General features: G+C 60.0%; 21 protein-coding genes. 10 read left to right on the top strand and 11 right to left on the bottom strand.

Annotated features, from left to right (window positions below; translation table 11 throughout):
- Nucleotides 1–52 precede the first annotated feature (52 nt).
- A complete protein-coding gene (locus ACUN9V_RS06935; RefSeq protein WP_445510853.1) occupies nt 53–1,147 on the bottom strand; it encodes a tartrate dehydrogenase in 1,095 nt (364 codons plus the stop codon).
- Nucleotides 1,148–1,154: 7 nt separating this feature from the next.
- Nucleotides 1,155–2,036, bottom strand: coding sequence for an alpha/beta fold hydrolase (locus ACUN9V_RS06930; RefSeq protein WP_445510852.1), 882 nt, complete (start codon nt 2,034–2,036; stop codon nt 1,155–1,157).
- Between the two features lie 113 nt (nt 2,037–2,149).
- Between ACUN9V_RS06930 and ACUN9V_RS06925 the strand changes: the two genes are divergently transcribed.
- Complete coding sequence (locus tag ACUN9V_RS06925) at nt 2,150–3,064, top strand: LysR family transcriptional regulator (RefSeq protein WP_445510851.1); 915 nt, start codon at nt 2,150–2,152, stop codon at nt 3,062–3,064.
- 304 nt (nt 3,065–3,368) lie between these two features.
- Here ACUN9V_RS06925 and ACUN9V_RS06920 read toward each other — a convergent pair whose 3' ends face one another.
- Together ACUN9V_RS06920 and ACUN9V_RS06915 are read right to left on the bottom strand one after the other, a co-directional pair.
- Entirely contained in the window at nt 3,369–4,328 is a 960-nt protein-coding gene (locus ACUN9V_RS06920) for an ABC transporter substrate-binding protein (RefSeq protein ID WP_445510850.1), read from the bottom strand.
- 169 nt (nt 4,329–4,497) lie between these two features.
- A complete protein-coding gene (locus tag ACUN9V_RS06915) occupies nt 4,498–5,724 on the bottom strand; it encodes a TauD/TfdA family dioxygenase (RefSeq protein WP_445510849.1) in 1,227 nt (408 codons plus the stop codon).
- Nucleotides 5,725–5,899: 175 nt separating this feature from the next.
- Here ACUN9V_RS06915 and ACUN9V_RS06910 point away from each other — a divergent pair, with 175 nt between their 5' ends.
- Both ACUN9V_RS06910 and ACUN9V_RS06905 read left to right on the top strand, forming a co-directional pair.
- Nucleotides 5,900–6,775 (top strand): LysR substrate-binding domain-containing protein, encoded by an 876-nt coding sequence (locus tag ACUN9V_RS06910; protein WP_110692448.1) that lies wholly within the window; start codon nt 5,900–5,902, stop codon nt 6,773–6,775.
- Nucleotides 6,776–6,877: 102 nt separating this feature from the next.
- The gene (locus ACUN9V_RS06905) at nt 6,878–7,333 is read left to right on the top strand and encodes a hypothetical protein (protein ID WP_445510848.1); all 456 of its coding nucleotides are present in this window, start codon (nt 6,878–6,880) and stop codon (nt 7,331–7,333) included.
- A 9-nt stretch (nt 7,334–7,342) separates the two neighbouring features.
- Here the strand turns inward: ACUN9V_RS06905 and ltaE are convergent, their stop codons facing one another.
- The 3 genes from ltaE to ACUN9V_RS06890 all read right to left on the bottom strand — a co-directional run bounded on the left by ltaE (nt 7,343) and on the right by ACUN9V_RS06890 (nt 10,466).
- Complete coding sequence (gene ltaE, locus ACUN9V_RS06900) at nt 7,343–8,353, bottom strand: low-specificity L-threonine aldolase (RefSeq protein ID WP_445510847.1); 1,011 nt, start codon at nt 8,351–8,353, stop codon at nt 7,343–7,345.
- A gap of 105 nt (nt 8,354–8,458) precedes the next feature.
- Nucleotides 8,459–9,538 (bottom strand): IS630 family transposase, encoded by a 1,080-nt coding sequence (locus ACUN9V_RS06895; RefSeq protein WP_445510846.1) that lies wholly within the window; start codon nt 9,536–9,538, stop codon nt 8,459–8,461.
- Nucleotides 9,539–9,671: 133 nt separating this feature from the next.
- On the bottom strand, nt 9,672–10,466 hold the full coding sequence (locus ACUN9V_RS06890; protein ID WP_445510845.1) for an alpha/beta fold hydrolase: 795 nt from the start codon (nt 10,464–10,466) through the stop codon (nt 9,672–9,674).
- Nucleotides 10,467–10,577: 111 nt separating this feature from the next.
- Here ACUN9V_RS06890 and ACUN9V_RS06885 point away from each other — a divergent pair, with 111 nt between their 5' ends.
- The gene (locus ACUN9V_RS06885) at nt 10,578–11,471 is read left to right on the top strand and encodes a LysR family transcriptional regulator (protein WP_445510844.1); all 894 of its coding nucleotides are present in this window, start codon (nt 10,578–10,580) and stop codon (nt 11,469–11,471) included.
- Between the two features lie 61 nt (nt 11,472–11,532).
- Here the strand turns inward: ACUN9V_RS06885 and ACUN9V_RS06880 are convergent, their stop codons facing one another.
- Nucleotides 11,533–12,516, bottom strand: a complete 984-nt coding sequence (locus ACUN9V_RS06880; protein ID WP_445510843.1) for an NADPH:quinone reductase — start codon at nt 12,514–12,516, stop codon at nt 11,533–11,535.
- 152 nt (nt 12,517–12,668) lie between these two features.
- On the opposite strand from ACUN9V_RS06880, the gene ACUN9V_RS06875 reads away from it, so the two are divergent.
- Nucleotides 12,669–13,007, top strand: a complete 339-nt coding sequence (locus ACUN9V_RS06875) for a winged helix-turn-helix transcriptional regulator (RefSeq protein WP_445510842.1) — start codon at nt 12,669–12,671, stop codon at nt 13,005–13,007.
- 198 nt (nt 13,008–13,205) lie between these two features.
- On the opposite strand, the gene ACUN9V_RS06870 is transcribed toward ACUN9V_RS06875, so the two are convergent.
- Entirely contained in the window at nt 13,206–14,054 is an 849-nt protein-coding gene (locus ACUN9V_RS06870) for a LysR family transcriptional regulator (protein WP_445510841.1), read from the bottom strand.
- A gap of 151 nt (nt 14,055–14,205) precedes the next feature.
- Between ACUN9V_RS06870 and ACUN9V_RS06865 the strand changes: the two genes are divergently transcribed.
- The 5 genes from ACUN9V_RS06865 to ACUN9V_RS06845 all read left to right on the top strand — a co-directional run bounded on the left by ACUN9V_RS06865 (nt 14,206) and on the right by ACUN9V_RS06845 (nt 18,304).
- On the top strand, nt 14,206–15,153 hold the full coding sequence (locus ACUN9V_RS06865; protein ID WP_445510840.1) for a D-2-hydroxyacid dehydrogenase family protein: 948 nt from the start codon (nt 14,206–14,208) through the stop codon (nt 15,151–15,153).
- Between the two features lie 10 nt (nt 15,154–15,163).
- Nucleotides 15,164–16,501, top strand: a complete 1,338-nt coding sequence (locus tag ACUN9V_RS06860; protein ID WP_445510839.1) for an MFS transporter — start codon at nt 15,164–15,166, stop codon at nt 16,499–16,501.
- A 51-nt stretch (nt 16,502–16,552) separates the two neighbouring features.
- Nucleotides 16,553–17,401, top strand: coding sequence for an MBL fold metallo-hydrolase (locus tag ACUN9V_RS06855; protein WP_445510838.1), 849 nt, complete (start codon nt 16,553–16,555; stop codon nt 17,399–17,401).
- A gap of 254 nt (nt 17,402–17,655) precedes the next feature.
- Entirely contained in the window at nt 17,656–17,952 is a 297-nt protein-coding gene (locus ACUN9V_RS06850) for a YciI family protein (protein ID WP_445510837.1), read from the top strand.
- Nucleotides 17,953–18,031: 79 nt separating this feature from the next.
- Nucleotides 18,032–18,304, top strand: a complete 273-nt coding sequence (locus ACUN9V_RS06845) for a hypothetical protein (protein WP_445510836.1) — start codon at nt 18,032–18,034, stop codon at nt 18,302–18,304.
- A 39-nt stretch (nt 18,305–18,343) separates the two neighbouring features.
- On the opposite strand, the gene ACUN9V_RS06840 is transcribed toward ACUN9V_RS06845, so the two are convergent.
- Nucleotides 18,344–19,210 carry a sirohydrochlorin chelatase gene (locus ACUN9V_RS06840; protein WP_445510835.1) on the bottom strand — a complete coding sequence of 289 codons (867 nt, stop codon included), beginning with the start codon at nt 19,208–19,210 and terminating at the stop codon, nt 18,344–18,346.
- Between the two features lie 332 nt (nt 19,211–19,542).
- Nucleotides 19,543–20,487 (bottom strand): restriction endonuclease, encoded by a 945-nt coding sequence (locus tag ACUN9V_RS06835; RefSeq protein WP_445510834.1) that lies wholly within the window; start codon nt 20,485–20,487, stop codon nt 19,543–19,545.
- Nucleotides 20,488–20,557 lie beyond the last annotated feature (70 nt).

The following is a 20,557-nucleotide window of genomic DNA, read 5'->3' as shown; positions in this document are numbered from 1 at the left end:
GACAGGCGTGAGATAGCAGGCGGCGGCGATCCAGATCGCCGCCGCCGTTCCGTCAACCGATCGCTCTGGCAATCTGCTCGCCCAGACTCCGGGTCGTGCCTTTTCCCTTCAGATCCGGCGTCAGCGCGGACTTGTCATCGCTTGCCAGCACTTCCTCGATCGCGCTGACCATCGCGTCACCGGCTTCCTTGAAGCCAAGATGCTCGAGCATCATCGCGCCGCACCAGATCTGGCCGATGGGATTGGCGATACCCTTGCCGGCAATGTCCGGGGCGCTGCCGTGAACCGGCTCGAACAGGCTGGGGAACTTGCCTTCCGGGTTGATGTTGGCCGAAGGGGCCACGCCAATGGTGCCGGTACAGGCGGGGCCGAGGTCGGAGAGAATGTCGCCGAACAGATTGCTGGCGACGACGACGTCGAACCAGTCCGGATGCAGCACGAGGTTGGCGGTCAGGATATCGATATGGAACTGGTCGACGCTGACGTCCGGGTAGTTCTTGGCCATCGCTTTTACCCGTTCATCCCAGTACGGCATGGTGATCGAGATGCCGTTGGATTTGGTCGCGGAGGTCAACTTCCGGCGCGGCCGGCTCTGGGCCAGCTCGAAGGCGTATTTCAGTACCCGATCGACGCCGGTTCGGGTCATCACGGTCTCCTGCATCACCGTTTCCCGTTCGGTGCCCTCGAAGATCTTGCCGCCGATGCTCGAGTATTCCCCTTCGGTATTTTCGCGGACCACGTAGAAATCGATGTCGCCCGGCTCACGGCCCGCCAGCGGGCTCTTGATGCCCGGCATCAGACGGCAGGGTCGCAGGTTGACGTACTGGTCGAAGTGGCGCCGGAACTGCAGCAGCGAGCCCCACAGCGAGATATGGTCCGGCACCTTGTCCGGCCAGCCCACCGCGCCGTAGAAGATGGCATCGAAGCGCGAGAGGATCTCGAACCAGTCATCCGGCAGCATCTTGCCGTGTTCGAGATAGTAGTCGCAGCTGCCGAACTCGAAATGCTCGAACTCCAGCTCGATATCGAAGCGCCTGGCGGCCGCCTCCAGCGCGCGCAGACCTTCCGGAACCACCTCGATACCGATGCCGTCGCCGGCGATGACGGCAATCTTGTGGGCCTTTTTCTGGGCTTTCTGTTGAGCCATGATCAAGTTACCTCATGAAGTCGATGAGCTGTTGGAAGACCGCATCCGGCGCTTCCTCGGGAAGATAGTGGCCGCAGGGCAGGGCACCGCCCTCGACGCTGTCACTGGAGACTGCCCGCCACTCGGCGAGCGCGTCGAAGCAGCGTTCGATGGTGCCGAATTCACCCCACCGTACGTCCAGTGGGACCGTCAGATGCCGGCCGGCATCGCGATCGGCGCGGTCGTGTTCCAGATCGATGGTGCGGGAGGCGCGATAGTCTTCACACAGGCCATGGGCCGCACCGGGAAGCGCCAGGCAACGCTGGTACTCGGCGATCGCTCTCGGATCGAACGGCGCCAGGCCGGCATGACGGCCGCCCATGATCCGGGTGACATAATCGGCGGGCGCCGCTTCGATCCAGGATTCCGGTAGCGGCGCGGGCTGAATCAGAAAGAACCAGTGCCAGTAGGCAGTGGCGAAAGTCAGATCGGTGGCCTCGTACATTGCCAGCGTCGGCGCGATATCCAGCACCATTAGTTTGATTACCCGATCGGCGTGATCCAGCGCCAGCCGATGCGCGACCCGACCGCCGCGATCGTGGCCGCAGAGGAAGAAACGCTCGAACCCCAACGCCTGCATGACCGCGACCTGATCCAGCGCCATCCGACGCTTGCTGTAGTTGGAATGATGTTCTTCACCCGCTGGCTTACCAGAATCACCATAGCCGCGCAGATCGGTCGCGATCACGGTGTAGTGTTCGGCGAGCCTGAGGGCGAGAAGATGCCAGATGACATGGGTCTGCGGGTGACCGTGGAGCAGCAATAGCGGCGGGCCTTCGCCGCCGATCACGCCATGAATGGCGACGTTGTCTTCCACCTCGATATCGAATTCGCGAAATCCCTCGAACATCGGCTTGGCCTCGGCTTGGGTTTCTTTCTGCGCTGACTGCAGTGTAGCTACTGAACGGCTCGGGATAATCGGGCTAGAATCGAAGCGACTGTTTCGCTCAAGTGGAGAATCTTATGTCGCCGGTCGATGATCTGGCCTTCTTTCAGCGGGTCGCCCAGGCAGGCAGTTTGACCGGTGCGGCCCGGGAGCTGGGTCTCTCCCTGTCCGCCGTCAGCAAGCGTTTGCAGCAGCTGGAGTCGCGGCTGGGCGTATCGCTGGCCGCGAGGACGACGCGGCGCCTGGCGCTGACGGCGGAAGGGGAGCGCTACCTCAAACGCGGCGCAATGATTCTCGATGACCTCGGCGATCTGGAAAACTCGTTGAGAGATCAGAGCGCAGCGTTGTCGGGTCGGCTAAGAATCAACGCCACGTTCGGCTTCGGCCGGCGCCACGTGGCCCCGCTGATCTCGCGTTTTGCCGCGCTTCATCCCCAACTGGAGCTGCTGCTGGAGTTGACCAGCTTCCCCGCGGGGCTCGACGAGCAGGGATTCGATATCAACATCCGTGTCGGGGAACCGCCGGAATCGCGCTGGATAGCCAGACGTCTGCTCGCCAATCGCCGGATACTGTGCGCTGCGCCCGGCTATCTGGCGCAGGCGCCGAAGCTTGAGCGGCTGGAGGATCTGGCACGGCATCGCTGCCTGATCGTGCGCGAAATCGATAGTGACTATTCGTTGTGGCGGTTCGAGGCCACCGACGAGGCTTGCACCCCGCGCGCCGTTCGCGTTCAAGGCCGGCTTGCCAGCAACGATGCCGAAGCCATGACCCGGATGGCGCTGGACGGCCACGGCGTGTTGCTGCGGTCTTGGTGGGACGTTCACGAGCATCTGGCGCGGGGCGAGCTGGTGGCATTGCTGCCCCAATGGCAGGGGATTCGCGCCGACTTCCACCTGCTCTACGCCGAACGCGCAAGGGACAGCGCCCGAATCCGGCAGTTCGTCGATTTCATGGTGAACGAAATGACAGGGCGCGTGCCGCCACTGCCTTGATGGCCGAGGGCCAGCAGCGCGGAATGCCAGACCACCGGACAAAAACTTCCGGGAGAAATTTTTGAGACGTCGCGCCAGCGACGGCCCGAAGGGTGACCGCCAGGGATACGCCAGGGATAGTAGGGCACAAAAAAATGCCTACCAGGGGATGGTAGGCAAGTAAGGGATCATTCAAGGGAACACTGACTCAGAGTGCGGCCTGCTCCCTTTAGTTCCACGAGGTTCCAAAAAAATCGCCATCAATTTGTAACGGTTTTTTGCTGTCACCGTTGACGCTTCGGGCGTCGATCCTTCCGCCTCGACGTTACAGCGAGAACGCCGATTTCACCGCCGGCCATGCGGGCTGGCCATCCTGCGTCTTCACACCCTTCATCATGGCTTCGATGCGATCCGGATGGTCTTCGATCCAGGTCTTGGCGACCTCCTCCATCGATTTTTCTTCCTGGCCGTACTGCTTGATCATCCAGCTCTGTTCTTCGGCAGAGAACGAGAACTGATTGAAGAAGGTCACCAGATTCGGATTGGCACCGGCGTAGTCGCTGGCCATCAGCGTGCGCACGTCGCTGGCGCCGTTGCCCTCGCCGAACAGATTCTTGGAGTCGCTGAGATACTGCATCGGCAGTTCGAGGTTCATCCAGTGCGGCGTCCAGCCGACCCAGACGATGGGCTCCTCGTTGGCGATGTGGCTCTTGGCCGCGCTCAGCATGCCGACCGTGCTGGTATCGATCAGCGTCCAGTCGCCCAAGCCCCAGGTATCCTCATCGATCGCCTTGTTGAGAATCTCGCTGGCAGCAGAGCCGGCGCCGAAGCTATAGATTTCGCCGTTGAACTCGTCGCGATGCGCATCGAGATCGGCGAACGACTTGATGCCGCTGTCGTAGACGTAGTCGGGCACGGCCAGCGTCATCTGCGCCCCGGTCACGTTGGTCGCCAGTCGGGTGATGCTGCCGTCGTCTTCCAGCGGTTCCAGCATCGGATTCTGCGCCGGCAGCCATGCGCCCAGAAAGACATCGACATCGCCCGTGTCGAGACCCTGGTAGATCACCTGCAGGCCGATGTCCTGGGCCTTGCTCTGGTAGCCCAGCGGCGCCAGCAGCTGATGGGCAATTTCAGTCTTCACGGTAATGCCGGGCCACGCCGGCACACCGAAGTTGATCTGCTTGTCAGCCGCCATCGCCGAGCTGGCGGTGGTCAGTGCGAAGCCGGTTCCAAGCAGCAGTCCGGTGGTCAGCGTCAGGGCGGAAATCGTCGTCGGTCGTTTCATTTATTGTCTCCTGTCGTTCCCTCAATTGGCGTATCCCATCGAGAGCGCCTGCTTTCCAGCCAACGAGCGCTGTCCGGCCGCGACGCGCGGGGGGATACACGCAGAAAAGCCGCCCGGCCATGAATTCATGGCGTGGGCGGCTTGTATCAACGCCGTGCTGATCGTCGGCTCACCGAGACAGCACCCGTAGATGTGATTGCAGCATGTCCAGGTCCAGATAGGTACCCTGGAGATGACGCTTGCCGGTATTGGGGTCGAAGGCGTTGCGACCGTGCAGTACGCGGCGATTGTCGAAGGCGATCATCTGGCCCGGCTCGAGCGTCAGTTCGACCCGGCGTTCGGGGCGGCGCAGGATCTGCCAGAAGGCTCGATAGGCGTCATACCACGCTTCGATCCGATCCGCCGGCAGGCTCAGCGTGTCGCGAATCCAGTTGTTGAACCGGATCTCGCGCGGGCGGCCGTCGCCGTCCAGGTCGATTACCGGTTCGCGCACGGCGATATCATGACCATCGTCCTGGAAGCGGAAGTCGATCGGCGTTTCCGACAGCACCCGGAAGGCCTCGGGGTTTTCCTCGCGCAGAATCTCGGCGACCGCGAAACCGTCGGCAAAGCTGGACTGGCCGCCTTCGGCATCGTTCTCCAGGCAGTAGAGCAGCTGGATGTCCGGCGGCTGGCGCCAGTTGGGCAGGTCGGTATGCAGCTCGAGACCGATCGCCGTATAGGCGGCGTTGTTGGGGTTGGGAACCGAGCGCACGTCGAAGCGGCCGCCGAAGTTGGTCGAACGCATCGGCCCGATGCTTTCGGCGATGCGCGATACCTCTTCCAGCTCGCAGGGGCCCTGATCGAGCATGACCAGGCCGTCGCGCAGCAGGGCGCTGGCCCAGCGGCTGCGGCCGTCGCCGTTACCGACGAAATCGGCATGGTTGATATGCGCTGGCGTGAACGCCTCGACCCATGGCGTCGCCGTGGGTAGCAAGGTCGTCAGCTCGTGACCCGGGCAGCGTTGATGCAGCCAGCCGGCGTCGAAGCGCGACACGTGGCCATCCTGCCAGGTCAGCGTCAGCGAGCGGTCATCGAACTCAAAGGATGCCAGCGCCTCGTCAGTGGCGAAGCGCTCCCAGAGAGGGTCGTCGAGTAGCTTGTAGAGACGCTCACGGGTCAGCGGGTGGCGGCACTGGTCGCAGGCGCAGTGGTCGCGGAGCCACATCAACGGGAACTGACCGGTGCGGCCATCGGACCAGGCCAGCGTCAGACGTCGAGCTTCCTGGACGGCGCTGTCGAGCGCAGCGTCCGTGGCGCCGTTGCCCTGGCGGTAGCGGCGCAGTTCCGCCATGTCGATGGCCGTCTTGCCATGATGATCGGTCAAAGCGTCGTTGAAGGCGTTAGCGGATGACAAAAGGGCACTTCCTCGATGGCGGGAATTACCATCTCTGTTAGTAACGTGTGTTATTGCGTGTCACTAGGATGCGGATTGCGTCGGAACATGACAAACGATTAATCTGGCTGCTAAGACCAAGCTTGGCTAATGAGCGGCTTTGCCTCTTGGACCAACGGATGATTTTGGGAGCGTCATGTCGGACTTACCGCCGGTGCTATGGCTGCAGGCGTTCGAAGCCGCGGCGCGAACCTTGAGCTTCACCGAGGCCGGGCGCGAGCTCGGCGTCACCCAGTCGGCGATCAGCCAGAGGATCCGGCTACTCGAGGATCGCGTCGGCCAGTCGCTGTTCGTGCGCTACCCGCGCAGCCTGGCGCTGACGCCGGCCGGGCAGGCGTGGTTGCCCAGCGTTCAGGGCGCGTTCACCCGTCTTGCCGAGGGCACCTCGGAAGTCTTCGGCCCCAGCCCCGGCGCCCCAGTGACGTTACGCGCCACGCCGGCGATGCAGCAGACCTGGCTGGCGCCGAGGCTGATTCATTTCCAGCAGATGCACCCCGACATTACGCTAAGGCTGGTCAGCGCGATCTGGGCGGACGATTTCGGCGCCGAGGGTGCCGACCTGGAAATTCGCTATGGCCATGGTGATTGGAACGACGTGACGGCGGAATGCCTGGGCGAAGAGCGACTGCTGCCGGTCTGTTCCCGAGCGCTGGCGGCGGAGCTCCACACGCCCGAGGATCTTGCCGGCAAGACGCTGCTGCATGCCGCCGGATTCGCTGCGGGCTGGCCCCGCTGGCTGGTGGAAGCGGGATTCGCCGGACTCGAGCATCGTTGCCAGGCGATGATCTGCGATACGCACGTGACCACACTGGCACTGGCTTCCTACGGTGGCGGCGTCGCGCTGTCGCATCGGCGCCTGCTCGAGGCCAGCCGCGATCTGGTCGCGCCGTTCGATCTGGATATGGCGACGGATGAAGCGTTCTGGCTGGTCCGCCCCAGCCGGCGCCAGTTGCGGCCAGCGGCGACGGCACTGTGGGACTGGCTATCCCAGACCAGTGAATCCCCGCCGTAAGTCTCTCGAATCCCTCGCTTTTAGCCTGATTCAAGCCCTGACTCTAGCGCGCGCCAGGCGCTGCGCTACGCTGAGATGAGATATCGCCACCGGAGGTGGACCATGCAAACACGCTCTACGCGCGCCCGGCGCGGCAACCGGCTGGCAACGACCCGCTTCGCGCTGATACTGGCCGGTTCGGTGCTGACCGGTGCGACGCTGATCAGTTTTCCCGCCGTGGCGGATGGCGTCTCGGTCGTCGATCCCCAGACGGGTCATCGCATCAGGCTGCCGGATAACGACCGCGATGGCCGCGCCTACTACGTGCCCAAGCGGTTGGATGTCCATGTCGTTCCCGGTTTGAGCTACCCGCGGGAAACGCGGCAACAGCGGCCCAGCGGTGGCGGCTCGATCTGCCATGGCAGCGATGGCGGCTCGACCGTCTCCACCGCACGACGTGTCTGCGATCCCGGGGCAACTGCCGGGGATGGCGGCGCCGAGCGAGCACCCGGTACTTCCTCGAACTCGCGCTCGACGCCGACTCGTCCCAGCACGTCCTCTTCGACTCGGGTTGATTGAGTCTGGCCGTCAGCGCTGGAAATACTCGGCGATGACAGTGACGACATGGTCGATATCGTCCATCGAGACATCGCGATGGGTGACGAAGCGCGGGGCGTAGAGCGCACCGACCAGGATGTCGCGCGTCTTCAGCCAGGCATGGAGATGGTCGGGATCGAGTTCCGGCCGGGTGAATTCGACGAACACCATGTTGGTCGCCTGCGCCGTCACCGTGATGCCGTCGATACCGGCGAGCCCCGCCGCCAGGCGCTCCGCCTTGGCGTGATCCTCGACCAGCGGCGCCAGCTGATGCTCCAGCGCGTACTCGCACGCCGCCGCCAGCATGCCGACCTGACGCATGCCGCCACCTACCACCTTGCGCCAGCGCCGCGCCGTCTCGATGAAATCCGCCGCCCCAACCAGCACCGAACCCGCCGGCGCGCCCAATCCTTTCGAACAGCAGATCGAGATGGTATCGAACGGCTTGCACAGCGCCTTGAGGCTGGCGCCGGTCGCGGCCGCCGCATTGCCGATCCGCGCGCCATCCAGGTGGGTGGCTAACCCGAAGCGCCGCGCCAGCGTCGTGGCCTCTTCGACATAACCGGCATCCAGCACCTGGCCGTGGAAGGTGTTTTCCAGCGTCAGCAGTCGCGTGCGCGCAAAGTGCGGATCGATCGGTTTGACCGCCGCCTTGATCTTGTTCAGCGGCAGCGTGCCGTCCGCCTCGTTCTCGATCGGCTGCGGCTGAATGCCGCCCAGCACCGCCGCGCCGCCGCCCTCCATTCGATAAGTGTGTGCCTGTTGGCCGACGATGTACTCGTCGCCGCGCTGGCAATGGCTCAACAGCGCCACCAGATTGCTCTGGGTGCCGGACGGGAAGAATAGCGCCGCCGCCTTGCCGGTACGCTCGGCGATATAGGCTTCCAGATGTGCAACGCTAGGGTCGTCGCCCCAGACGTCATCGCCCAGCGGCGCATCGAACATCACCTGGCGCATCGCCTCGCTCGGGCGGGTGACGGTGTCGCTGCGAAGATCGATCATGGTGATAGCCTTGTGAGGGTTATATGGTAGGCGTCGATGTATGCTTCGATGACTAGCCCCTAGTGTGGTGTTTTACAAGTTAGACTCATTAATCAGCATGTCTTTCTACCGATTCAGTGAGGCAGCCGCCCTGCCAACAGAGGCGATAATGTCATCCGCCGTTTTTCGCCACTGGAACGGTTTGGGATCGTCGTTGTAAATCGTCAGATAATGCCGGATCGATTTTTCCAAATCGCTTACGCTAGTGTGCGCTTGCCGCTTGATCCATTTCTCGCTGATCGTCGAGAAAAAGCGCTCCACCAGATTCAGCCATGAAGCCGATGTGGGGGTGAAATGGACATGATAATGCGGCCTCTCCGACAACCAGGTTTTCACCTTGTCCGTCTTATGGGTCCCATAATTGTCCATGATGAGGTGGACATCCAGGCCCGCTGGCACGTCCCTGTCGATGGCATTGAGAAACGTTATGAACTCCGCGCTACGATGGCGACGCTTGAGACGTCCAATGACCTCACCCGTCGCCACGTCCAGGGCAGCGAACAGCGACGTCGTCCCATGACGCTGGTAGTCATGGGTGCGCGTTGCAGGTTTGCCGACAGTCAGTGGGAGTCCGGGCTGGGTGCGGTTCAGCGCTTGAATCTGGCTTTTTTCATCAACCGATAACACCAGTGCCCGATCCGGCGGGTTCATGTACAAGCCAACGATGTCGTGCACCTTGTCGACGAAGGCCGGATCCGTCGATAGCTTGAACGTCTTCTCCCGATGCGGCTCCAATCCAAAGGCGTGCCAAATGCGCTGCACGCTGGCCGGAGAGATGCCCACCGCCTTGCTCATGCTTCGCGTGCTCCAATGGCTGGCATCCTCAGGCCGGGTTTGGGTGGTTCGGTCAATGACTTCCTGAACCTGTTCGTCACGGATGCTTCGCGGCCGCCCTGAGCGGGAGGTATCATTCAAGCCATCGAGCCGCCATTGACCAAAGCGGACTCGCCAGCGAGAGACCGTATGGACGCCGATATCGAGACGTTGAGCGATAGCGGTTCCCGGCTCACCACTGGCACAGGCCAGTATGATCTCGGCTCGAATACGAGAATCGAACGGTCCCTTGCGCTGATTGGCGCGACGGGCCAGTTCGGTGCGTTCTGCTTTCGTAAGCACAATCGGTGTCGCGGGGCGGCCTGTTCTCATGTCTGCCTCTTTAGTTGGCATGCATGATCAAGCATAGACTAAAATTTATGACCTTAATTTCTGAATCGCCACACTAGGGTTTGTACGAAAAGTCGGCGAGCGTAGGCAGTTTTCGTACAGAGCCTAGTATCCATCATTTACGGATTCTGTTGTCCAACTCGTCAAGCCACCGCTGGATATGCGCTGCGACTTCCGCCGACGCTTCCAGCGGCAGCAAGTGGCCGATACCTGCCAGTTCCTGTACTTCCGGGGTCGGTAGAAAGGGCACGAGCCGGTCGGCGAGCACGGCTGGAGGATCCACTCGGTCGCACTCACCGGTCAACAGCAGCGTCGGCACATTGATGCGTTGTGTCGTCTCGCTGATGTCTTCGAGCATGGCCACGGCCGGCCAGGCGGCCTTGGCAGCCGGATCGCCGGCCAAACTATCGGCAATGGCGCGTTCGCGCATCACCCCGGCGACGGGCGTCGCGGTGAGGACATGATCGAGCGTCTCTTCGACACTCGCGCGGCTGTCATAGGCCAATTGCATGGCAAGACGCTGAGGCTCCGGAACATCCATTGGCAGGGCCGGGGACGATGCCACCAGCACCAGCTCCTTCAGCCAGGCCGGCCGCTGGCCCGCGAGATACTGGGCAATCTTGCCACCCATGGAATGACCGACCAGTACGACATCACGGAGCTGACGTGCTTCGATCATCCCGCCAACCGCCTCGGCCAGATCCGCAATCCGATATCCACTGCGCGACGGGCCGGATTGACCCCAGCCTGGCAGATCCGGCATGAGGCATAGGTTCCGCTTCCCAAGTGCCGCCGTTACTTCCATCCATGTGCGGCCAGAACCGCCCCAGTAGTGAAGAAACACGAGCGTGCGCTGCCCAGCACCATGCTCCGCAACGTGAAGAACGGCGTTGTCTGTTTCGATCGTCATGGCTTGTACTCCGAATAGGTAAGCGGAGCCAGCATCATGAGTGCGATCGCCAGATGATAGAATGAGATAAATATGAGTTGGCGTCGATCATTAAGCGATGGAATAAAAGGCATGGATCGTTTTCGACAAATCGAAGTCTTCATTGCGGCGGTCGAGCACGGCAGTATTGCTGCGGCCGGCAGAGCACTGGAGTTGTCGCCGGCCATGGCCGGCAAATACCTGAGCGCGCTCGAATCGGCACTGGGAACACGACTCTTGCACCGCAGCACCCGCGCGTTGTCGCTAACCGAGGCCGGCCAGCAATACCTGGTGGCGTCAGAGCGCATTATCGATGCGCTGGCCGAGGCAGACGCCGAAGCACGCCAGGGCCGCAGTCAGCTTGCCGGGGAGATTCGTCTCGGCGTGCCGCGCGCCTTCGGTACGTTGACGCTGGCGCCGATGCTGGCTGCGTTCTGCAGCGCTCACCCAAGGATCACGCTGAACCTGCACACGGATGAGCGCTATGTCGATCTGGTCGATGGTCGGCTGGACCTTGCCGTGCGCATCGGTCAACTCCCCGATTCTGCTTTGCATACCCGCCCGCTCGGCAGTATCCGCATGGGCCTTGGCTGTGCCCCCAGCTTGTTGGCGCCTGGCGCGCGGCAAGAGGTTTCGCACATCTGCCGGCTACCACGACTGGTGTTCACGGCGGCCCGCTCGCCCGGCGACTGGACGGTAAGTGATGGTAAGAATGGTGCGCACGTGATCGACGGCCCTGCCGTCATGCGCTCGGATGACATCACCTTGTTGGTTCGTGCGGCGATCGAAGGTCTCGGCATCGTGTACGCGCCCATGTTCGTGCTCGACGAGCCGCTGGACGACGGCCGCCTGGTACGGGTGTTGGCCGATCACCAAACGACACGACTCGACCTGCAAATCGTCTACGCCGATCGCCACCACCAGCCCGCACGAGTTCGCGCCCTGATCGACCATCTGGCCACTTGCTTCCAAGAGACACGGACTTGATGCAGCAATACGCCTGGTTTATCTCTGTAAAGAGCGAGAGCGGGCACTCAAGTCTGTCGATTTAGATATGTACAAGAACTTTCCCTATGACTTTATGAAGCTCCAGTGTCTCGTGAGCATCGATGATGCTTTCTAGAGGTAAGTTCAACCCGATTTTGGGAAAATACCTCCCCGCTAAAAGACAGGAATTGATGTCCTTGATTGCATTCTGTTTTGCCTCATCAGGCACGTTGTAGATGTAGACGAAGCGGAAGACACATCCATGGATCATGGATTGCAATAACGGAATGGATAATTCGTCCATCGCGCTATCGGTGGCATAGGCGCTAATAACTCCGCCTTGAGACAAGCAGACCAGGTTGATGTCAAGATTGGACTTCAAAGCGACATCGACAATGTGATCGACGCCGAGTCCATTGGTTGCTTTTAGAACGAGATTCGCAACATCTCCCGATGCTCGGTCGAGCACCAGGTCCGCACCATTTGCCTTTGCTACAGTGGCCTGATCAGCATTCGTCACCGTTGTTGAAACCCACGCGCCAGCCCATTTTGCCAACAGAGTTGCTGCTGTTCCGACCACTCCGGCACCACCATGTATCAATACTCGCCGACCTTCGAGACTGCCATCGGAAAACAGGCAGCGGTGAGCGGTTAACGCTGGAATGCCAAGCGAAGCACCCACTTCGAACGATACCGCGTCAGGCAAATGAACGGCTTGGCTCGATGGTAGTACAACGTATTCTGCTGCCGTTCCCATGGCTCGGCCAAACTGCGCTTCATAAACCCAAACCCGCTCACCACGTCTTTCGGGTGATACATTGGCGCCGACAGCATCAATAACGCCTGCGCCATCCTGGTGAGGAATGATTCGCGGGTAGGGCATTTCCGCTGAGAAGCCGCTTCTCGCCTTGATATCAGTCGGATTCAATCCGGAAACCTGAATGCGCACCCGGACCTCATCCGGACCGGGTTCCGGAGTCGGCAACTCGTCGACAACCAATACCTCCCGGGCGCTTCCCTGGGCCTCATAGTAGGCTGCTTTCATCAGTATTCTCTCCACGCCCTATATCAGAAATGTACGCGACAAAGCTGTTAGCCGCTGCGGGGATGGATTCTGGAGTCTTTCATGCACGCTGAAAAGTAGGTACATTGTTTATACATAGGTATAAAATTTATACTAATGGCGATTTTCGAACGATGAAAAATCAAGATATGCACGAATACCGATGCACTGTGGAAGCAACCGTTGCCGTAGCCGGCGGTAAATGGAAGCCGCTTATCATTTACTATTTATTGAGTGGGACGAAACGGTTTGGGGAGCTTCGTAAACTTATCGGGGGTGTGACTCAACGGTCTTTGACGTTGCAACTTCGAGAGCTTGAAGCACATGGCATCATCTCCCGCGAAGTGTTTGCGGAAGTTCCTCCTCGCGTAGAGTACTCACTCACGGAGCTTGGGTTGACTCTTTCCCCTGTGCTTGATGCCATGAAAGAGTGGGGAGACAAATACTTATCGTGGCAACAGATCGGCGAATAATAAGTGCGCAGATTGATGTCTCGGACAGAAGGCCTCTTCGGAAAATGTAAAGCCAAGTTCGATCGTATGACGCCGGATATCTGAGGAGTCATTTCGAGCTTTGCCGACAATGGGCGTCCCAGTAAAAAACCTCAAGATATTCCGATATCAGTGACCTCTCGCGCCGGGGACGGCGCGAGAGGTACTCGGGGTAATTTTTCAATCAGCCAGGACTTCGATCGCGAGTTCCAGGAAAGCGCGCAGTCTGGCGAGCCGACGCAGGTCCGCGTGATAGCCGATCCACAGATCGCGACCCGGTGGTTCTTCGGACAGCGTGATTCGGCGCAACTCAGGTGACTTCTCTCCGATGGATAGCGGAAGCAAGACGAGTCCCTCACCTTCGGCGGCCAACCGTGCTTGTGCCGTACGATTGTTCGAGCGGAATGCCACCCGCGCATTGGGGAAACGGGATCGTAACCAGTCGGGATTCGGGTAGGTCGGCGTCGCGAGGTCCTCGAAAATCGTCACGCCTTCACCGTTACCTTCCTCGGGGGCAGGGAGGCTGGGAGCCGAATAGACCCCAAATCTGACCGTCGTTAGCCGACGCTGAACGATATCCGGCTGATCGAAAGGCACGACACGGAAAGCCACATCGGCTTCCCGATGGGCCAGATCGGCGAGCCGGCTACCCGTCAGGAGGTCGACCGTCACCGCCGGATGTTCCCGCGTATAGCGTGCAATGAGCGCCGGCAGCGCCCAGGCGCCGAACCAGTCGGATGACGCAATCCGCAAATGTCCGCTGATCTCTCCTGTTGACCCCGAGAGGCGTCGCGAGACGGCTAGCGCGCTCTCTTCCATCTGCTCGGCGAGCGCGAGGACCGACTCACCTTCCTCGGTCAACACCAAACCCTCCGGGCTTCGTTGAAAGAGCTTCTGGCCCACGGCCTGTTCCAATGCCTGGAGTCGACGACCGACGGTCGGATGACTCACGCCAAGCGAACGCGCCGCCTCACCCAGCGTGTAAGAGCGGGCAATGCTCAAGAAGACACGCAGATCGTCCCAATTCATTGAGCTGAACAATTTTGTACGCCCGCCGTAAATTCCTGTCTATGTAAAACATATTCGTTCGCTGTCAGCCTGTCGATCAAATATCGGGTGAGAGCGCGGCCGGTAGTCGATTCGCTGCCTTTACGCGCGCTTTCCAGCAAAAGGACATCCCATGAAGATTGCCATCCTCGATGATTATCAGGGCGTTGCCAGAACCCATGCTGACTGGTCCGAGGTCGATCGACGCGCGGAGGTGGTGACATTCGACGATCATCTCGCCGATTTCGAAGCGCTGGTTGAAAGACTGAGGCCGTTCGATGCCATCCATATCATGCGTGAGCGCACGCCAATCGACGCGGCACTGCTCGAGCGGTTGCCTCATCTCAAGTACATCGGCTCCAACGCGCCGCATAACGCCGGGATAGATCTCCCAGCAGCCCGCAGCCGTGAGATCACTGTGACGTACACGGACGGCGTCGGTAACGGCGCTCCTGAAATGACATGGGCGTTGATATTCGCTGCCGCACGCCATATTCCCGCAGAAGTCGCCGACGTTCGGTCAGGCGGTTGGCAGGTCAGCGTCGGCCGTGATCTGGAGGGTTCGACACTCGGGATCATGGGGCTCGGCAAGATCGGCCAGCGCGTCGCAGCGGTCGGCAATGCACTTGGCATGCGCGTAATCGCATGGAGCCAGAATCTGACGTCGGAAAACGCAAAGGCCGCAGGGGGCAGGCGAGTGGACAAATCGACACTCATCGAAGAGGCGGACTGGCTGTCGCTGCATCTGATCTTGTCGGATCGCAGCAGAGGCGTCATCGGTGCCGAGGAATTGCAGCGAATGAAACGCTCGGCATGGCTCGTGAACACGTCGCGTGGACCGCTGGTCGACGAGGCGGCCCTGATCGAAGCCCTTGAAGCGCGCCGCATTGCCGGCGCTGCACTGGATGTCTTCGATCAAGAACCGCTGCCGCAGAATCACCCATTTCGTACCTTCGGCAATGTCATCAGCACGCCGCACATCGGCTACGTGACACACGACACGTATCGCTTGTTCTACCGGCAAGCCGTCGAGAATCTCGTGGCGTGGCTGAACGACGCCCCGATCCGCCAGATGTCTTGAGCCAACCCAAATGCATAGTCGCGGCGGCGCTTTACGCCGTCCATCAAATGGCCGTGGCCCATTGGTAATGATGATGAATCTAACGTTCAGAATACCACGGATCGGTCGAAGATCTCGCGCGGCGTCAGCGACTTGTCGCGGCGATCAATCATCGCAATGCGAGCGCGACAGTCCGATATCAACGCATTCACAAACGCCGCAACGAGGGCTGGTTTTCTTGATGGCAATGGCGACCGGTCTTGCGGTGGCCAGCCAGTACTACAATCAGCCGCTACTCGGGCTGATCGCCCGGGATTTTGATGTCGACGTCGGCGTGAGCCTGGTGGCCACCGCGACACAGATCGGCTATGCCATCGGCTTGATACTTCTCGTCCCCCTGGGCGATCGGCTGGATCGACGATGGCTGATTCTGCTCCAGAGTATTGGCCTGACGCTCGCGATGATGGCCATGGCGATCACCCAAAGTCTCATCAGCCTGGCTCTCGTCTCCATCACGGTCGGCGTGTTTGCGACCATGGCACAACAGATCATTCCGTTTGCCGCCGAACTGGCATCGCCGTCGTCCAGAGAACGGGTGCTGTCGATCATCACCAGCGGGCTACTGGTAGGCGTCTTGCTATCGCGCACGATCAGCGGCGTGGTCGGGGAATCTTTCGGCTGGCGCGCCATGTTCATGCTGGGCGCCATCATGGCGGCGGGGATGACGGTGGTTCTGGCGGCCCGGCTCCCCTCCAGCGTACCGGAGACGCAAGAGAGCTACGGGCAACTGCTCTTATCGTTGTCGCACTCGTTCAGAACCAGCCCGGCGTTGCGTCGAGCGACCATCATACAAAGCCTGCTTTTCCTCGGGTTCAGCGCGTTCTGGACCATATTGGCCTTGTTCCTCCAGACCCCGAGATTCCAACTCGGCGCCAGTGTCGCTGGTGCTTACGGCATTCTCGCGTTGGTCGGCGTACCGCTCGCGCCGTACGGCATCAGAATTTTTGGCCGACACCATCTCGGCAACGCGGTAAGAGTGGGCGTCTTGCTCATCACCGCCAGTTTTTTCGTGATGGCGTTCGTCGCGAATCTGGCAGGCCTTGCCGTCGGTGTCGTCCTGATGATTACCGGTCTTCAGATCGCGCTCATTGCCAATCAAACCCTCGTGTTCAACGCCGCCGGATCGGCCCGAGGTCGTTTCAATACCGTGTTCATGGCGGGCCAGTTCACTCTCGGCGCCGTGGGCTCGGCGGCCGCCAGTTGGGCATGGAGCGTCGGCGGCTGGTCGGCGGTCATGGCGCTCGCCGCCATCTGCGCAGTCATGGCGCTGATTTATCAATGGATCGCGCCCATCGATCGGCGTGATTAAAGCTTGTCCCGCAAGACCCGCACTGACATTGAATCTCAGAAGGAGAGTTGGATGACGACTGCAATTCACATTGGACGTTTCAAGATGACATGGCTACTGGGCGGCGTTTTTCCGTTCACCGCCGACTTCATGCCGGCGGTCGCCTCGGCACAGGGCCAGCGCAATTTCGCCGCCGCCGGGTTGCCGATAGAAGGTCCATCCTTCGAGCCGTTCCACGCCTTTGCCATCGAATGGGATGACCATCTTTGGTTGCTGGACGCCGGTCCAGGCCTTGAAGAAGGCCCTGATCGCGGAGAAGTCCTGAACGAGCTCCGCGCCCTGGGGCATGCACCCGAAGACGTCGATGCGATTGTCATCACCCACTTGCACAAGGACCATACGGGCGGGCTGCTGACAGCCGAGGGCAAGGCGATCTATCCGAACGCCACGATCTATGTCGGTGAAACAGAGATGGCATTCTGGACCAACCCTGACCATGTGCCCGCCGCCAACCCGCGTGATCATGAAGTTGCGCTTCTGATGCAGGCGCAGTACCAAGGCCGAATCGAGGTCCTTGCCGACGACGCGGTTATCCGGCCGGGTATCAGTTTCGTGCCTCTGCCCGGCCACTCGCCGGGGCACAACGGTGTGCTGCTCGAAGATGGCGATGCACGTCTGCTCATGTGGAGTGACCTCATGCATTCGGCGGCCCAGCAATTCAACAACCCCGAATGGAGTGTCGTCGTCGACCTGGATCCCGAGCGTGCGATCGAAACTCGACTCGCATTACTCGAGCGGCTTGCGGAAGAAGAGACGCTGGTCGCTGGGTCTCATACACAAGGTGTCGGAAAAGTCCGGCGTCACGCCTCTGCCTACAAGCTCGTCCCCGCAGAAGGAGGCGTGTTCGAGCGCTCACAATGACGGTTCGTCAGCTCGACCACAGTTGATTGGCGAAGGGTGAGATATCCATGCTCAGGACAAGTGCGCTTCGTGCTCACGGGCTTTACCAGCGCTTGGCGCGCCGGCATGACTTTTGAATATGCCGAAGCGGCTGCAATCTCGCCCAGCCTTGTCTTCAATGCCGGTTTGTCTCGTCAGGAGGGCTGACGCATGATACGAGTCATCTTCAAAACGCATGAATGATAGGAGAGGCGCATGAACGACAGGAGAAGCGCATGAAACAGTACGCCGTGGTGGCTTACGACTACACCGACGACGACGCGCTCGAGCGCCGGCTGGCCAAGCGCGATGCGCATCTGGCAGGCGTACGGGAGCTAGCCAAAAAGGGGAAGTTCCTCAGCGGCGGCGCGATTCTCAACGATGACGGCAACATGATCGGTTCCAATACCCACTTCTGCTTCAGCGACCGGCAGGAGCTGGACGCCTGGCTCGAGACCGAGCCCTACATGACCGGGCGGGTCTGGGAGCATGTCGACATTCGTGAAGTGAAGCTCTTCGATCCGAACGCCTGAGGCCTGCATGGAAGACAACTTTTCATTGCCCGCAAAGGTTCGTCAGCTTCTCGAAACAGCGCCTCGCGAGACGTTGCCAATGACCTACCAACAACTCGCCGAAGCGTTGGGATTGCAGCCGCCGCGTACCATTCAGCGTGTGGCTCAGGCATTGGAGAGTCTGATGCACCAGGATGCCCAACAGAACCGACCCTTCGTTGCCGCGCTGGTCGTCAGTCGCCGTGGGGAAGGGCTGCCGGCGCAGGGTTTCTTCGATCTGGCGGTAGAACTGGGGCGATTTCCCGCTGACACGGCGCGATATGCCGAGACCTGGCGGCAGGAGTTCGAGCGCGTGCTGGCGGCGAAGGCATAGGCGCACCCTGCCAACTGCCGGTTCAAACTGAAGCGCGGATCATGCGCCTTTCGAGTTGGTCGCCGGCAGTTCCATCAACAGTGGCCCACCGGCCAGCGCCTGCCGTAGGCGAGTGGCGAGGATGTCCAGGATGGCATCGTTCTCGCCTACCAGTCGGGTCGTCACGACGTTTAGGCCGGGGGCGCGAGACATCGCCTGGGTGCAGATCTCGGCAATATCGCCGCCTTCACCGGCGTGACGGCCCGGGGAAAGAAACAGCATGGACAAAATCACGTCGCCTTCGGCCAGCTCGGGTGAGGCCAGCAACGTCTCCAGCAGTGGCTCGTTGAAGCGGTAGGCGTCGCCGTCACGGCGCTCCATGGAGGCAAAGGTCACACACTCGGCCTCATCGGCCAGCAGCGCACTCAGTTGCCCGGCGAGATAGTTGCGCACCGCCGTGACCTCCGGGATCGGGCTGCCGTGGTCGACCAGCACGACCTTGGGCCGCGACAGGTTGGCCATGCGCTCGCGCACGTTCTCCGCCAGCAGCCGGGCCAGACGCAGATCCGGCGCCAGCAGCGTATCGACCAGCGGCGGGGCGACCTTCACCGAGAGCTGCGGGTAGCTGGCCTGCACCTCGGCCAGACGCTCCGGCAGGTAGCGGGTCAGCGCCTGGCTGGGCCCGGAGAAGAAGGGCAGGATCAGCAGTTCGGTCACGCCCTCGGCCGCATATCGTTCGGCCAGCGGCCCCAGGGAATCCGCCTTGCGACCACCGAGCTGCTCGGGCGGAATCTTGAACGAGTGCAGCAGCGATGCAGCCTCGGCCGTCTCGCCCGTGGCCTGGCTCAAGGCATCGGCAAGACGACGCAGGTTGAGCGTCGCGGCAGGACGTAGGGAGCCGTTGTCGACAAGCAGTATCTTTCGCATGGGGCCTCAAAGCTGGCGCAGATGGGTGTCAAATCAAGCCTTTCGCGGCAAAACGAGCCGACACGAAACCAGCATAACCGGGTTTTCCCGATAGGGAAAAATAGCAAAGCGGTGGGCCGATGGCGCTCCGATTTTCCCTATCGGGAAAGTGGGTAGCCTTCTGAACGGTCTGATCAGGTGAGATGGCTAATTGGTCCGCTTTCGGCCTAAGCGGCCATTGAGATCTTCCTGATGTATAACGTCGCTAACACGCGCAGCTTTGTAGTGAAGGCGAAGCCGCAAGGAAAAAGCTGTCGCCGTGATTAGCATTGTTAGATGATCTTTTTTAGTTTTTACATGTCACTAATAAACTCACCTCTGGAAAAGCCTATCCTATACCTATCCATATATGGCTCGTAGTAATCCTTGTGATCTAGGTGGAAGTGATCACTTAGTTGCATGCATGATACATACTTCATGTCCCAATTAGTGATATACCACATACCTACGGCATCGGAATAAAGACCCATCCCATCCTGTAAGTACTCGTTTATCTCGCGCGGAGAAAGGACGGAACCCACTTTGTTATGAGGGTACAAATAATCGGCAAAGACAGTGAAGTTCTCATGCTTGTTATCAAAATATACTGCTCTGGGCCTTATAATATGCTGATTCCAATCACTGCCTTCGGGTAACTTTATAGCTTCTAACCGCCGGATTATTTCCTCAACATCCTTTAATGCCGGAAAAGTATTTGCGGTTCTAGAACTAAGATATAAAAAGTAATCTTTGTAATTCGCTGCCCAAAATGACGGCGTATGAGTATTGTAAATTTTCCACTTAAAGCTTTCGGAGCTCTTGGGAAAAAACAGGCTAATGAGAGGAAAAGTAGAAGGAGTATTAAGCCGCGTCTCGATCTCCACCCCATCCCAATATTTGGTTAGCACCTTCCCATTTCTATGAATCTCATCTAATCTTCTCACAACTGTTGAAGATGGCTGGGTAGAGCAAGCTAGGATAAAGCCTTCAGCGTCAACAGCCGCACAAGCATCTCTTATGTCTGTAATGTCTTGCAGTCCAACTGACTTTCCAGAGTTTGCATAATGCTTGCAGCTCACCAACCATTTCCTCTGGAATGGAGCTAGGCTACCTTTGGCTTGCTCCGTGACAACTAGATCCCTACCGGCATCAGGCCCTACACCAGTCCAGTGAACTTCGAATCCACTTCGAATGAACAGCTCTCTAACAAGTTGCTCAAACATAGTCCCATCTGAGGGAAGCTCTGTAAAATCAATCATATTTTCCCTCTAGTGGTTTCATCTATCGACAAGCTAAACGGCAGCCGTTGCGCAGCAGTAGCTGTCCAGT

Source organism: Salinicola sp. V024, from assembly GCF_052645315.1.
The sequence above is the reverse complement of the archived record's forward strand: the minus strand, read 5'-3'. Positions and strand labels throughout refer to the sequence as shown.